The organism is Rhizobium grahamii (assembly GCF_009498215.1).
Classification (GTDB): domain Bacteria; phylum Pseudomonadota; class Alphaproteobacteria; order Rhizobiales; family Rhizobiaceae; genus Rhizobium; species Rhizobium grahamii_A.
The window spans coordinates 3,831,758-3,844,915 of the sequence record NZ_CP043498.1; the positions used below are offsets into that span (position 1 = coordinate 3,831,758).

At 60.3% G+C, this 13,158-nt stretch carries 14 protein-coding genes; 6 read left to right on the top strand and 8 right to left on the bottom strand.

Translation table 11 applies throughout. From position 1 onward, the window contains the following. Positions 1–86: 86 nt before the first annotated feature. Entirely contained in the window at positions 87–947 is an 861-nt protein-coding gene (gene dapD, locus FZ934_RS18485) for a 2,3,4,5-tetrahydropyridine-2,6-dicarboxylate N-succinyltransferase (protein WP_153272260.1), read from the bottom strand. 193 nt (positions 948–1,140) lie between these two features. Here dapD and FZ934_RS18490 point away from each other — a divergent pair, with 193 nt between their 5' ends. Then, the gene (locus FZ934_RS18490; protein WP_153272261.1) at positions 1,141–2,007 is read left to right on the top strand and encodes an LOG family protein; all 867 of its coding nucleotides are present in this window, start codon (positions 1,141–1,143) and stop codon (positions 2,005–2,007) included. Positions 2,008–2,059: 52 nt separating this feature from the next. On the opposite strand, the gene FZ934_RS18495 is transcribed toward FZ934_RS18490, so the two are convergent. Both FZ934_RS18495 and FZ934_RS18500 read right to left on the bottom strand, forming a co-directional pair. Next, on the bottom strand, positions 2,060–2,701 hold the full coding sequence (locus tag FZ934_RS18495) for an EF-hand domain-containing protein (RefSeq protein WP_153272262.1): 642 nt from the start codon (positions 2,699–2,701) through the stop codon (positions 2,060–2,062). A gap of 109 nt (positions 2,702–2,810) precedes the next feature. Then, positions 2,811–3,518, bottom strand: a complete 708-nt coding sequence (locus tag FZ934_RS18500; protein ID WP_153272263.1) for a pyrimidine 5'-nucleotidase — start codon at positions 3,516–3,518, stop codon at positions 2,811–2,813. A gap of 122 nt (positions 3,519–3,640) precedes the next feature. On the opposite strand from FZ934_RS18500, the gene FZ934_RS18505 reads away from it, so the two are divergent. Then, positions 3,641–4,414 (top strand): isocitrate lyase/PEP mutase family protein, encoded by a 774-nt coding sequence (locus FZ934_RS18505; protein ID WP_153272264.1) that lies wholly within the window; start codon positions 3,641–3,643, stop codon positions 4,412–4,414. 18 nt (positions 4,415–4,432) lie between these two features. Here FZ934_RS18505 and argB read toward each other — a convergent pair whose 3' ends face one another. After that, positions 4,433–5,320, bottom strand: coding sequence for an acetylglutamate kinase (gene argB / locus FZ934_RS18510; protein WP_056816975.1), 888 nt, complete (start codon positions 5,318–5,320; stop codon positions 4,433–4,435). A 157-nt stretch (positions 5,321–5,477) separates the two neighbouring features. Between argB and FZ934_RS18515 the strand changes: the two genes are divergently transcribed. From FZ934_RS18515 to FZ934_RS18525, 3 genes are all read left to right on the top strand, one after another. Beyond that, positions 5,478–6,017: a sigma-70 family RNA polymerase sigma factor gene (locus FZ934_RS18515; protein ID WP_153272265.1), complete on the top strand. Its 540-nt coding sequence runs from the start codon at positions 5,478–5,480 to the stop codon at positions 6,015–6,017. Beyond that, positions 6,014–6,733 (top strand): anti-sigma factor, encoded by a 720-nt coding sequence (locus FZ934_RS18520; protein WP_153272494.1) that lies wholly within the window; start codon positions 6,014–6,016, stop codon positions 6,731–6,733. The genes FZ934_RS18515 and FZ934_RS18520 overlap by 4 nt, the downstream gene beginning before the upstream one ends. A gap of 101 nt (positions 6,734–6,834) precedes the next feature. Further along, complete coding sequence (locus tag FZ934_RS18525; RefSeq protein ID WP_153272266.1) at positions 6,835–7,392, top strand: fasciclin domain-containing protein; 558 nt, start codon at positions 6,835–6,837, stop codon at positions 7,390–7,392. A 48-nt stretch (positions 7,393–7,440) separates the two neighbouring features. On the opposite strand, the gene yihA is transcribed toward FZ934_RS18525, so the two are convergent. From yihA to rpmH, 4 genes are all read right to left on the bottom strand, one after another. Continuing rightward, positions 7,441–8,100: a ribosome biogenesis GTP-binding protein YihA/YsxC gene (gene yihA / locus FZ934_RS18530; protein WP_153272267.1), complete on the bottom strand. Its 660-nt coding sequence runs from the start codon at positions 8,098–8,100 to the stop codon at positions 7,441–7,443. Positions 8,101–8,240: 140 nt separating this feature from the next. Further along, the gene (gene yidC, locus FZ934_RS18535; protein WP_153272268.1) at positions 8,241–10,037 is read right to left on the bottom strand and encodes a membrane protein insertase YidC; all 1,797 of its coding nucleotides are present in this window, start codon (positions 10,035–10,037) and stop codon (positions 8,241–8,243) included. Then, a complete protein-coding gene (gene rnpA / locus FZ934_RS18540; RefSeq protein WP_153272269.1) occupies positions 10,037–10,438 on the bottom strand; it encodes a ribonuclease P protein component in 402 nt (133 codons plus the stop codon). The genes yidC and rnpA overlap by 1 nt, the downstream gene beginning before the upstream one ends. A gap of 22 nt (positions 10,439–10,460) precedes the next feature. After that, positions 10,461–10,595 carry a 50S ribosomal protein L34 gene (rpmH, locus tag FZ934_RS18545; protein ID WP_016552555.1) on the bottom strand — a complete coding sequence of 45 codons (135 nt, stop codon included), beginning with the start codon at positions 10,593–10,595 and terminating at the stop codon, positions 10,461–10,463. Between the two features lie 444 nt (positions 10,596–11,039). Between rpmH and FZ934_RS18550 the strand changes: the two genes are divergently transcribed. Continuing rightward, positions 11,040–13,040 (top strand): methyl-accepting chemotaxis protein, encoded by a 2,001-nt coding sequence (locus FZ934_RS18550; protein ID WP_194273736.1) that lies wholly within the window; start codon positions 11,040–11,042, stop codon positions 13,038–13,040. Positions 13,041–13,158: the final 118 nt, after the last annotated feature.

Here is a 13,158-nt window from a genome sequence, read left to right on the forward strand (position 1 = left end):
CGAAGGGATGCCGTTTTCTACCGGATCGATCCCCGGCTGTCATCACCGCCGCGCCCGTCATGAGGCGTGGCGCGGCGGAGAAGGAATTAATCGCGCAACAGTTCGTTGATGCCGGTCTTCGAGCGGGTCTTCTCGTCGACCGTCTTGACGATTACGGCGCAGTAGAGATGCGGCGCGGCAAGACCGTTCGGCATGGTGGCATTGCCCGACGGCATGGAGCCGGCGACGACGACCGAGTAAGGCGGTACTTCGCCGTAGAAGACTTCGCCGGTGGCGCGGTTGACGATCTTGGTCGACTTGCCGATGTAGACGCCCATGCCCAGCACCGAGCCCTCGCGGATGATGCAGCCTTCAACGACTTCCGAGCGGGCGCCGATGAAGCAGTTGTCTTCGATGATCGTCGGGCCGGCCTGCATCGGCTCAAGCACGCCGCCGATGCCGACGCCGCCGGAGAGATGCACATGCTTGCCGATCTGCGCGCAGGAGCCGACCGTCGCCCAGGTGTCGACCATCGTGCCCTCGTCGACGAAAGCGCCGAGGTTGACGAAGGAGGGCATCAGCACGACGTTCTTGGCGATGTAAGCCGAGCGGCGGACGACGCAGTTCGGAACGGCGCGGAAGCCCGCGGAGCGGTACTCGCTCTCACCCCAGTTCTCGAACTTTGACGGCACCTTGTCCCACCAGGTCGAGTTGCCCGAGCCGCCCTTGACGACTTCCATGTCGTTGAGGCGGAAGGAAAGCAGGACCGCTTTCTTCAGCCACTGATTGACCTTCCATGCGCCGTCGCTGCCGCGCTCGGCAACGCGCGCCTTGCCACCGTCGAGAAGTTCGAGCGCTGCTTCAACGGCATCGCGAACTTCGCCCTTAGTGGAGATGTTCACGTTGTCGCGGTTGTCGAAGGCGGCTTCGATGGTCTTTTCGAGGGAGGTAAGGTCGGTGGCGCTCATGGGAATTCCTTAAACTTCGATCTTTATCGTGGAGACCGAAGCCTCCGGGAATTGTGATAGGCGGGGTGCGATCTGCTCTATCGCATGCACGGGTAAAATGGAATGATTTTTCGGGACAGGATCACTCTCCCGATCAACGGCATGAAACGACATACCGGCAAAGGCTGCCGGCGGTACTGAAAGGCATCTCGACATGGCAAAGGGAAGAAACGGCAGGTTGAGGCGCAAGGATGGCGTCTGGGACCCGTTGAAGACGAGCGCGACCGACAGGCAGCGCGCCGAGGCGGTTCCGAAGACGCCGCAGACGCTGTCGCCGGCCTATCGCCTTGCCTACGCCGACGAGGATTTCCTCTGCCGCGAAGAGCTGCGCCCGATCCGCCTGCAGCTTGAATTGATGAAACCGGAAATGCTGCTGACGGAACGCGGCATCAAATCAACAGTCGTCATGTTCGGCGGCGCCCGTATCCCCGCACCCGGCCAGAGCGCCTGGGCTGCGCGAAACGAGACGCAGCGCGCCAATCTGGAAGCGGCGTCCGTCTATTACGACGAGGCCCGCAAGTTCGCGCGGCTCTGCTCGAAATACTCGGCCGGTTTCGACTTCCATGAGTATGTCGTCGTTACCGGCGGCGGGCCAGGCGTCATGGAAGCCGGTAATCGCGGTGCCGCCGATGAAGGCGCGCCGTCGATCGGCCTCAACATCGTGCTGCCGCACGAGCAGGCGCCGAACGTCTATGTTACGCCGGAGCTCAGCTTCAACTTCCACTACTTCGCCATCCGCAAGATGCACTTCATGGTGCGCGCCAAGGCAATTGCCGTGTTTCCCGGCGGCTTCGGCACACTCGATGAGTTCTTCGAATGCCTGACGCTGATCCAGACGGGCCGCATGGAGAAGATGCCGCTCATTCTCTTCGGGGAAAAATTCTGGCGCAGGATCATCAATTTCGAGGCGCTGGCCGAGTTCGGCACGATCGCGCCCGATGACGTCAATCTCATCAGCTTCGTCGATACGGCCGATGCAGCCTGGAGGATCATCCAGGACTTCTACGAGCATCATGAGTAAAAAGAGCCCGCCGCGCTGGTCGCGGCGGGCGTCACTTTCGGTAAGTGATTTCTTACGGGAATGGGCGATCGGGCATGTCGGCGATCGAAATCACGCCGTCCTTGTTACGATCCATCCACGTAAAGAACTTCTCGAAGGCGGCTTCAGCTTCCTGCTTGGAAATCTGGCCGTTTTCGTCGGTATCGATGCGCTGCATCATCATCATTTCGCGCATCATGCCACCGCCGCGCATGCCATGGCGGCCGGGGCCGCCTTCAGGTCCACCCGGAGGAGGGGCAGGCTGGGCAGTGTCGGCATCGGCCGGCGGTGGGGCGGGTGCTCCGTCATCCGACATCATGTCATCGTCGGATGCCTTGACCTTCGTCATTTGCGCTTCGCGATACTTGCGGATTTCGCCGGGCGTCAGCGACCCGTCGTTGTTGGTGTCGATCGCGGCAAAGATTGTTTCCATGCCGGTTTTTGCCTCGTCCTTGGTAATCTGGCCGTCCTTGTTCGTGTCGAACTGCTGCAGCATCCGAACGAACACGACTTCACGGATCATGGGCATGGACGGTCCGCCGCCCATCATTCTCATGTGATGCGGCTTCGGCGGATGCTTGTGCTTGTCGCCGGCTGCGGCAAAACTGCTGCCGGCTGCGGCACCGAGGATCACCACGGAGGAGAGTGCGGCCAGTATCAGCTTGTTCCGAGACATCTCAATTCCTTTCGTTGTGCAATCACGTTTGGGATCACAACAAAAGGGTAGGGCAGATGCGTCAATTCGCCCAATTAAACATCTGTAAGCTAGATGAAACTTTTGTAACCTAGCCTGTAATCTTCGCAAGGAAATCAGTAAGATCGTCGGTCACGAAGTCGATGTGATCGTCTTCGCCGCTGGTCTTTTCCCACCATTCGACAACCGTTTCCTCAAGATTGTTCGGCACCAGCAGAACAGTCTGCATGCCGAGCGCCTTCGGAACCTTGAGGTTGCGTGGCAGGTCCTCGAACATCGCCGCCTTGCGGGTTTCGATCCGCTTCAGGGTCGCGAACTTGTCGTAGGTCGCCTGCGCCGGCTTCGGCACGAAATCAGCGGCCACGATGTCGAAAATGTCGTCGAAATGCTCGAGAATGCCGAGCGCCCCGGCCGCCATCTCCGCGTGCTTGACGCTGCCGTTGGTGAAGATGAACTTGCGGCCCGGAAGAGCCTTGATCGCCGCGCCGAGTTCCGGCTGTGCGGTCAGGCTCGAATAGTCGATCGCGTGCGCCTTCTCGAGGAAGTCGTTCGGATCGATGCCGTGATGAATCATCAGGCCCTGAAGCGTCGTGCCGTGCTCGAGGTAATATTGCTTCTGCAGCCTGCGCGCCTCGTCCCGCTCCATCTGCAACAGCGTCGAAACATAGCTCGTCATGTTCTTGTCGATCTGCGCGAAAAGATTGACGTGATGCGGGTAGAGCGTGTTGTCGAGGTCGAAAACCCACTCGGTCACATGCGAGAAGTCGGCCTTGGATGGGGTGCGATCGATCTTGGTCATGGGGGTCGTTATGCCACGATGCCGGTTCGATTGAAATCGGGAATGCAATCATTCACGCTGGCGAATTGATAGACCATGCGGCCCCGATTAGGCTGAGGCCAAAATCGTCATGGAGGAAATCGATGAGCCAGGTTGAAAAGGCGCGGATGTTTGCCACGTTACACAAGAAGGGCGATCCGATCGTCCTTTACAACATCTGGGACGCAGGAACGGCAAAGGCCGTCACCGAAGCCGGTGCCAAGGCTCTGGCGACCGGAAGCTGGTCGGTCGCCGCAGCGCAGGGCTATGGCGATGGCGAGAAGATCCCGATGGAAGCGTTGGTCGCCACGACCCGCCAGATCACCGCGGTCAACGACCTCCCGCTTTCCGTCGATTTCGAGGGCGCCTATTCCACCGATCCGGCGGGCGCAGCCGCCAATGTCGAAAAGCTGATTGACGCCGGTGCTGTCGGTATCAATTTCGAGGATCAGGTGGTTGGCGGTGAAGGCCTGCACCCGGTCGAGAAACAGGCCGCCCGCATTCGCGCCATCCGCGAGATGGCTGACCGTCGAGGTATTGCATTCTTCATCAACGCACGCACCGACCTGTTCTTGCGTGAAGGCGATCTTTCGAAGCACGCCGGTCTGGTTGAGGAAGCGATCGAGCGGGGCAATGCCTACGCTGCCGCCGGCGCCAACGGCTTCTTTGCGCCCTGGCTGATCGATGAGGGGCTGATCGAGAAGGTCTGCGCCGCGTCGCCGCTGCCGGTCAACATCATGATGCGGCCGGGCGCGCCTGACGTGAAGACGCTGGCAAAGCTCGGCGTTTCCCGCGTCAGCTACGGGCCGGGACCATATCGGGCCATGATGGAGAAGCTGAAAGAGGCAGCCGCAGCGGTCTATGCCGCCGCAGGCTAAAGCAGTTCCAGCAGAGGCTCAGGGAACGATCAACGTTCCCGCGCCGTGCTCGGTGAAGATCTCGAGCAGGACCGAATGAGCGGTCTTGCCGTTCAGGATGACGACGCCCTGGACGCCGGCCTTGATCGCATCGATGCAGGTCTCGACCTTCGGGATCATGCCGCCGGAAATCGTGCCGTCGGCGATCAGTGCGTGAGCCTGCGCGACGGAGAGTTCCTTTATCAGGTTGCCCTGCTTGTCGAGGACACCGGGAACATCCGTCAGGAAGAGCAGGCGGGTCGCGTTCAGCGCACCGGCGATCGCGCCGGCAAAGGTGTCGGCGTTGATGTTGTAGGTCGCGCCATCACGGCCGGGAGCGACCGGGGCGATGACCGGGATCATCTCGGAGCGGGCAAGCAGATCGAGCAGCGTGCGGTCGACTTCGACCACTTCGCCGACGAAGCCGAGATCGAGCACGCGCTCGATATTGGAATCCGGATCCTTGATCTTCTTCTGCGCCTTTTCGGCGAAGACCATGTTGCCATCTTTGCCGCAAAGGCCGATCGCCCATTCGCCCGTCTGGTTGATGAGCGCGACGATCTCCTTGTTGATCGAGCCGGCGAGAACCATCTCGACGATCTCGACCGTCTTCGCGTCGGTGACGCGCAAGCCGCCCTCGAACTTCGATTCGATGCCCATCTTCGTCAGCATTGCGCCGATCTGCGGGCCGCCGCCGTGAACGACGATCGGGTTGACGCCGGACTGCTTGAGAAGCGCGATATCGCTCGCGAAGGCCTTGCCGAGCTCGGGGTTGCCCATCGCGTGGCCGCCGTACTTCACGACGATCGTCTTGTTCTCGTAACGCTGCATGAATGGCAGGGCCTGCGCGAGCAGACGTGCCTGGGTTTCGCTTTCGGACTGGTTCATGGGATACCCCGTGGAATTGTTCGCGGCCTTTTATCGCAAGTTTTTGACAGATGGAATAATCCAGACCGTATAAGTTCACCGTATCTGCTGACATTCGAGCGGATGTCGGCGAAGGTTGATCGCCCCGCCGAACAGGGCGGGCAGATACGAGGGCGGCATGACAGGCGAGGATATCGCAGAACTGATAGGCCGCGTGGCTCTCGGCGACAGAGCGGCCTTTGCCGCGCTCTATCGCCGCACCAGTCCGAAACTCTTTTCGATCTGTCTTCGTATCTTGAAGGACAGGTTGGAAGCCGAGGAGGTGCTGCAGGAGGTCTATATCAAGATCTGGCAGCGCGCGTCGCGGTTTGCCGCTGCCGCAGGCCCGCCATCGCCATGGCTGGCCGCGATTGCGAGGAACCAGTCGATCGATACGCTGCGAAGCCGCAAGCCGGTGGCCGATGAATTGGACAGTGCCTACGACCTTGCCGACGATGACCCCAGTCCCGAGCAGCAGACAGTAATAAGGGATGAAGGAAGGCGGATTGACACCTGCATGGAAGAGTTGGAAGCTGACAAAGCGACGGCGGTACGGGAGGCCTATGTCGAAGGATCGAGCTATCAGGAATTGGCCGATCGGTTCGGCGTGCCTTTGAATACGATGCGCACATGGCTGCGACGCAGCCTGTTGAAGCTGAGAGAGTGCATGGAACGATGACATCGTCGGATCAAAGCAAGGGAGGCCGCTCTCGCGACGAAGTGCTCGCAGGCGAGTATGTGCTTGGAGTCCTCTCTTTCAAGGATCGGCGGGTCGTAGAGGAGCGTATGCGCCATGATCGCCAGTTTGCCGCCATCGTCAGCCGCTGGGAGGCAAACCTTTCGACCTTCAACGACGATTATGACGTCGTCAATCCAAACCCGGAAACGTTCAAGGAAATCGAGGCGCGTCTCTTCGGTGTTTCCGAGAAGCCTGCAACTGCGAGCGGCGGCCTCTGGAACTCGGTCGTCTTCTGGCGGTCCCTGACTGCGGCCTCCGTGGTTGTTGCGGCCGCCTCGCTGGTGTTGGCCTTTGCAGCTGTTTATCCGACGAAGTCTAGTGCGCCGCTGGTCGCCGAACTGACGGCTCCCGGCAGCCAGATGGATCTTCTGGCATCCTACGAGGCCGATAGTGGCCGGCTCAGGATCGTTCCCGTCGCGGCGGGCAAACCCGAGCAGAAATCGCTGGAACTCTGGCTTGTGCCAGCCGAAGGCACGCCAAAGTCGCTTGGCGTCTTCGAGCCCGGACAGGCCGGGGAACTCGTGATACCCGCCGACATGCGGGCGAATATCGTCGCCGGCACGACGCTTGCTGTCAGTCTAGAGCCCTTTGGCGGCTCGCCGTCGGGTGTGGCGACGGGTCCCGTGATCGCAAGCGGCTCGGCGCACAGGCCGTAAATTTTGTCTGAAACTCTTTTGGCAGAGCTCTCGTAGATCCTCGTGTCCGCAGCGGCAGGCATTCGGCTTGCGCGCTCAGCGGACGCTAGAGGAGAACAATCATGCTCAAGTCCGCATTGCGCGCCGTCACACTTGCCGCCGCCGTTTCCGCATTTGCTTTTGCCGCGCAGGCCAAGAACCCGATGGTTGGTGGCGCCGCCATGTATCCGACCAAGAACATCGTCGAGAACGCGATGAAGTCGAAGGATCACACGACGCTGGTCGCCGCCGTCAAGGCAGCTGGGCTTGTGTCGACGCTCGAAGGCAAGGGCCCGTTCACCGTCTTTGCTCCAACCAACGAAGCCTTTGCCGCACTGCCGGCGGGTACGGTCGAAACTTTGCTGAAGCCTGAGAACAAGGCGAAGCTGACGAAGATCCTGACCTGCCATGTCGTCGCGGCGGATGCGATGTCGAAGACCGTCGCCAAGATGATCAAGGACGACGGCGGCGAGCACGACATCAAGACAGTCGGCGGCTGTGTGCTCAAGGCAAAGGAAAGCATGGGCAAGATCACGCTCACCGATGAAAACGGTGGCACTGCTGATGTGACCATCGCCGACGTCAAGCAGTCGAACGGCGTCATTCACGTCATCGACAAGGTGTTGCTGCCGAAGATGTAAGTTGGTTCAGGCAGCTTCTTGAAGCGCCCCGCTTTCGGGGCGCTTCATTTATTGCCAGTTGGCGATACCGACGGTCTGTGCGATCGCTGCACGCAGATCATCCAGCCCTTCGCTCTTTTCCGACGAGGTTGCGATGATTTCCGGATAGGCGGCGGGGCGCTTCTTGATCTTTTCCGCGGTCTCCGCAAGCAGCTTCACCACAGCCGGCGGCTTGATCTTGTCCGTCTTGGTCAGGACGATCTGATAGGAGACGGCGGCCTTGTCGAGAAGGTCGAGAACCTCATCGTCGTTCTTCTTCACCCCATGCCGGCTGTCGATCAGCACATAGACGCGCTTCAGGGTTGCGCGGCCGCGCAGATAGTCGAAGACCAGCTTGGTCCAGGCGTCCACGTGTTCCTTCGGCGCCTGCGCGTAGCCGTAGCCCGGCATGTCGACGAGCGCCATCGGCGGCAGATCGCCACCTTCGCCGGAGTAGCCCTCAGGAACGAAATAGTTGAGCTCCTGCGTGCGGCCCGGCGTGTTGGACGTTCGTGCCAGCCCCTTGTGGCCGACGAGGGCGTTGATCAGCGATGACTTGCCGACATTCGAGCGGCCAGCAAAGGCCACTTCCGGCGGCCCTTCCGGGGGCAGGAATTTCAACGACGGCACGCCTCGGATGAAGATCCACGGGCGCCCGAAGAGCGGCTTGTCGTTCTTGTTGTCGGTCATTCGGCCTTTTCCGGAGCGTCGAGGTGTTGTGAGCCTATGGCATTCAGGTTTCGCGCCATTTTGTCAACCGCTGGCCAGCCATGCGGCGGGCGCGCTGCCTGACCATACAAATGAAAAGCCCCGCCGAAGCGGGGCTTTCGTCATTTCTCTGTGGGCGCCGGCTTTCGTTTGAAGAGGCCCTTCAGATTGCTGAAGAGTTCGATCTTCACGCCATGGCGTCGCATGATCACGGCCTGCTGGATGACCGAGAGCGTGTTGTTCCAGGCCCAGTAGATGACCAGACCAGCCGGGAAGCTCGCCAGCATGAAGGTGAAGACCAGCGGCATCCAGTTGAAGATCATTGCCTGCGTCGGATCGGGAGGCGTCGGGTTCATGCGCATCTGCAGGAACATCGTGACACCCATGATCAGCGGCCAGATGCCGAGATGCAGGAAGGTCGGAGCCGCAAACGGCAGCAGGCCGAAGAGGTTGATGAACGAGGTCGGATCGGGTGCCGAAAGGTCCTGGATCCAGCCGAAGAACGGCGCATGGCGCATCTCGATGGTGATGTAGATCACCTTGTAGAGCGAGAAGAAGATCGGGATCTGCAGCGCGATCGGCCAGCAACCGGCGATCGGGTTGATCTTCTCTTCCTTGTAAAGCTGCATCGTCGCCTGCTGCAGGCCCATGCGGTCGTCGCCGAACTTGGCCTTCAGCTCTTCCATCTTCGGCTGCACGCGCTTCATGTTCGCCATCGAAGCGTACTGCTTGCTGGCGAGCGGGAAGAACAGCGCCTTGACGACGATCGTGGTCATCAGGATGGCGACGCCGAAGTTGCCGAAGTAACGGAAGAAGAAGTCCATCAGTTTGAACATCGGCTTCGTGATGAAGTAGAACCAGCCCCAGTCGATCAGGCGATCGAAGCGCGGGATCTGGTACGAAGCTTCGTAACCGTCGATGACGGGAACTTCCTTGGCGCCGGCGAAGACAAGGTTCTTCAGCTCAAGCGACTGGCCGGGCGCGACCGTAACGGCGTCCTGCTTGTAGTCGGCCTGGAAGCGCGGCTGTCCGTCGGTGAAGTGCGTGAAGCGGGCATCATAGGCCGTCTGCTGCGGCGGAACGATCGTTGCGGCCCAGTACTTGTCGGTGATCCCGAGCCAGCCGCCGGTCGCCTTGGCAGGCGCCACGGCTTCCTTCTCGACCGATGCATACTTGCTCTCGATCAGGCCGTCTTCGCCGATAACGCCGATGAAGCCTTCATGCAGAACATAGGTCGAAGCGACTGCCGGCTTGTTGTAACGCGTGACGCGACCATAGGAAGACAGGGCTGCTGCAGCCTGGCCGCCATTGGTGATCTTGTCCGTGACGGTGAACATGTAGTGGTCATCGACGGAGATCGTACGGGCAAAGGTGATGCCCTTGTCGTTGGTGTAGGTCAGCGTAACCGGCGTCTTTTCGGTCAGCTTCGCGCCTTCAGGAGCCGTCCAGAGGGTCGAAGGACCGGGGACAGCGCCTGTAGCGTCGTTGCCGATATAGCCGATTTCGGTGAAGTAGCCGTCCTTGGTATCAGCAGGGCTGAAGAGCGTGATGATCGGGCTCGAGTCGTCCACGGTCTCGTGGTAGCCCTTGAGCTTCAGATCATCGAGGCGTGCGCCTGCGAGATTGATCGAGCCCGAGAGAGCCGTCGTGTCGATCGTGACGCGCGGGGTCTTGGCAAGCGCTTCAGCGAGCGTCGTGGTCGCCGGAGCTTGGCCGGAAGGGGCAGCGCCGTTCGGCTGTGCCGTTGTCGCGCCACCTGCTGCAGGCGTCTGCGTCTGTTCCGTATGCTGCTGCGCCTTCTGGGCGAGCTCGGCCTTGCGCTGCGCTTCGATGCGCGGGTTCATGTAGAAGAACTGCCAGCCGAGAACGATCAGCACAGAGAGAGCGATCGCAATGAAGTAGTTGCGGTTATTTTGCATCATACGTTCCTGGGACGACCCTCTCCGGGCCGCTTGTGTTTCGGCTTGGTCTGGACGCGAGCCTTGAGCTCTGCGGCTAATTCTTTGAAGGATGCTTGGAGCACGTCCCTTCGCGCGACAACCACATAGTCGTGTCCGGGCTGCATTGCAAACCCTGCATGAAGTCGCACCGCCTCTTTCAGGCGCCGTCGCATGCGGTTTCGTTCGACGGAGTTGCCATGTTTTTTGGTGACGGTGAAGCCGACGCGGGCTTCTGCTTCTGGTTCTTTCCGGTCGAGCACTTCAAGCAGGAAGAAACCACCGCGGCGCTTTTCGCCATTGCGGACAGCAAGAAACTGCGGGCGGCTTTTCAGCCGCCCGGCAGTCTTTTTTTCATTACTGGTCGTCAATTCGCCCGCCATCTCTTAATCGGGCAATCCGGCCTTAGGCCGAAAGACGCTTGCGACCGCGTGCGCGGCGAGCAACGATAACCTTACGGCCGCCCTTGGTGGCCATACGTGCACGGAAACCGTGGCGGCGCTTGCGAACAAGCTTGGATGGTTGGTAGGTACGCTTCATTTATTTAAACACCGCGGAGTGCGGCCCTTCTTGAATTTGCATAGTGCAAGGAGCGTTGTTTTTCGAACGGGCGAGGCTACGAGAGCCTTATATGACCGGACGTGCGGCGGCTTATACGGACGAAGCGCCGGAAAGTCAATTATCGCAGGCAATTTCGGATTTCGGGCGTTTTTACTAGAACTAGCCGTTTCCGTTAATGTTTGTGACAGCGCTTAAAACTTGTGCATAGGTAATATTTTTCCGGTGTCGCAACCAATACGCGCATTTTTTGGCGCTCTGCTTGGACGGAGAGCAAAAAAAGCCGGACGTGATCACTAACTACAGGTAATTTTTTGTAGTCTTTCGGCCAAGCCGCCGAAATCTAACGTTAATTTATTTCCGCCAATTTGAGCTATCGGCCGGAATGCTTTCGCGGCCCTTTGTTAGTCTTTTGGGGGCGTTCTTTTGAAAATTCGAGGTAAGATCAATCTGCTTGTCTCCGCCATGTGCGGTGTTGCCCTACTTATCGGCGCGACCGCGCTCTGGGCTGTGCGCCAGTACGAAGACAACCTGTCGGCTTATGAACAGGCCTCGGACCGCGCCTATGCCGGCGAACGCCTGAACCGTTTCGTGACCGCCACGGTTATGGAAGCGCGCGGCATCTATGGCGCGGCGACGACGAAAGACGCTGGCCCGTTCGCCAAGGGTCTCCTCGCGAACCTCGATAAGATCGATCAGGTGATCGCATCGTGGACACCGCTGGTTCCGGCGAGCCAGCGAGATTCCTTTGCCAAGATGACCGATCGCGCCAAGGAATTCCGCAGCTTCCGCTCGGAAACCGCACGCCTCGGGACCGAAGTGAGCCCGGCTGCTGCCAACGAGCAGGGCAACAACGACGCCAACCGCGCGAACCGCAAGGCGTTCCAGGCTGAGATCGATGCGATCGTCGCGACCGACAAGGCCACGCTGGATGCCGTTATCGCCGAGGTCGAGAGCTCCCGTACATCCGTGCTCTGGCTCGTTCTTGCCATCACCGGCGTCGGCATCATGGCTGGCATCGGCATGGGCTTCTATATCGGCACCGTCCAGCTCAGCCGCCCGATCAAGCGGGTGACCCAGGCGATCAAGGAAGTCGCCGACGGCAATTTCGATGCCGAGGTTCCTTTTGCCGGGCGCCAGGACGAGATTGGCGAGATGGCCGCAGCCGTCGCCGTCTTCAAGGAGAATGGCCTTGCTGTTCGCCGCATGAATGCGCAGGAAGCTGCGATGCGCGCCAAGAGCGACGATCTGCAGTCCAGCATGTCCGTCGTTGTCGCCTCCGCCGCTGCCGGCGATTTCAGCCGCCGTATCGAGAAGGACTATGGTGACGAAAGCCTCAATCAGTTCGCGAGCAACATCAACCACCTGCTCTCGAGCGTCGACGGCGGTGTCGGCGAAACGCGCCGCGTGATCGCCAGCCTTGCGGAAGGTGACCTGACGCAGACGATGCGCGGCAACTTCCAGGGTGCCTTCGCCGAACTGCAGCAGAACGTCAACAGCACGTTTGCGACCCTGCAGACGACGATGCGCGAAGTGCGTGAGACCGCCGAAGGCTTCCACGGCAACACAAACGAACTGCGCGCCGCCAGCGACGACCTTTCGAAGCGTACGGAGCAGCAGGCCGCAGCCCTCGAGGAGACCTCTGCGGCTCTCGACGAGATCACCGCTGTCGTCAACAACTCGACCGAGCGCGCCCAGGAAGCCAGCGTCATGGTTTCGGAAGCAAAGGACGATGCCGGCAAGTCGGGCATTGTTGTCCGCAACGCCGTCGACGCCATGGGCCGTATCGAACAGGCCTCGCGCGAAATCAGCCAGATCATCAACGTTATCGACGAGATCGCCTTCCAGACGAACCTGCTTGCGCTCAACGCTGGTGTCGAAGCCGCGCGTGCCGGCGAAGCAGGCAAGGGCTTTGCCGTCGTCGCCCAGGAAGTTCGCGAACTGGCGCAGCGCTCGGCAACGGCCGCCAAGGACATCAAGGGCCTGATCACCAAGTCGGGCGATGAAGTCCAGGTCGGCGTGAAGCTGGTCCAGGCGACCGGCGAGGCGCTCTCGCAGATCGAGCGCCGCGTCAACGCGATCAACGACCATATCCATTCCATCGCAACCGCCGCGAAGGAACAGTCGACCGGCCTGAAGGAAGTCAACACCGCCGTCAACCAGATGGACCAGGTCACGCAGCAGAATGCCGCGATGGTCGAGGAAACCTCGGCTGCCACGCACAAGCTTTCCGGCGAGGCCGACAATCTCGTGCGGCTGATCTCGCGCTTCCGCGTTTCGAACCAGCCTGTTGCCGCCCCCGTCGCCGTTGCGCGCCAGGAGCAGCACCGCCCGGTCGCTTCGCCTGCACGCCGCGCCATGAGCAATGTCGCACGGGCGTTCAATGGCAACGCGGCCGTCGCCGAACAGAACTGGGAAGAATTCTAAGGAATTTCATCCCTATTAACAACAACAGCGCCGCCTCCGGGCGGCGTTGCCATTTGAGGCATGCCGTCGCTCTCGAAGATTTGAAAAACAGCCGGCATGGTCTATTGTAGAAGCCTAA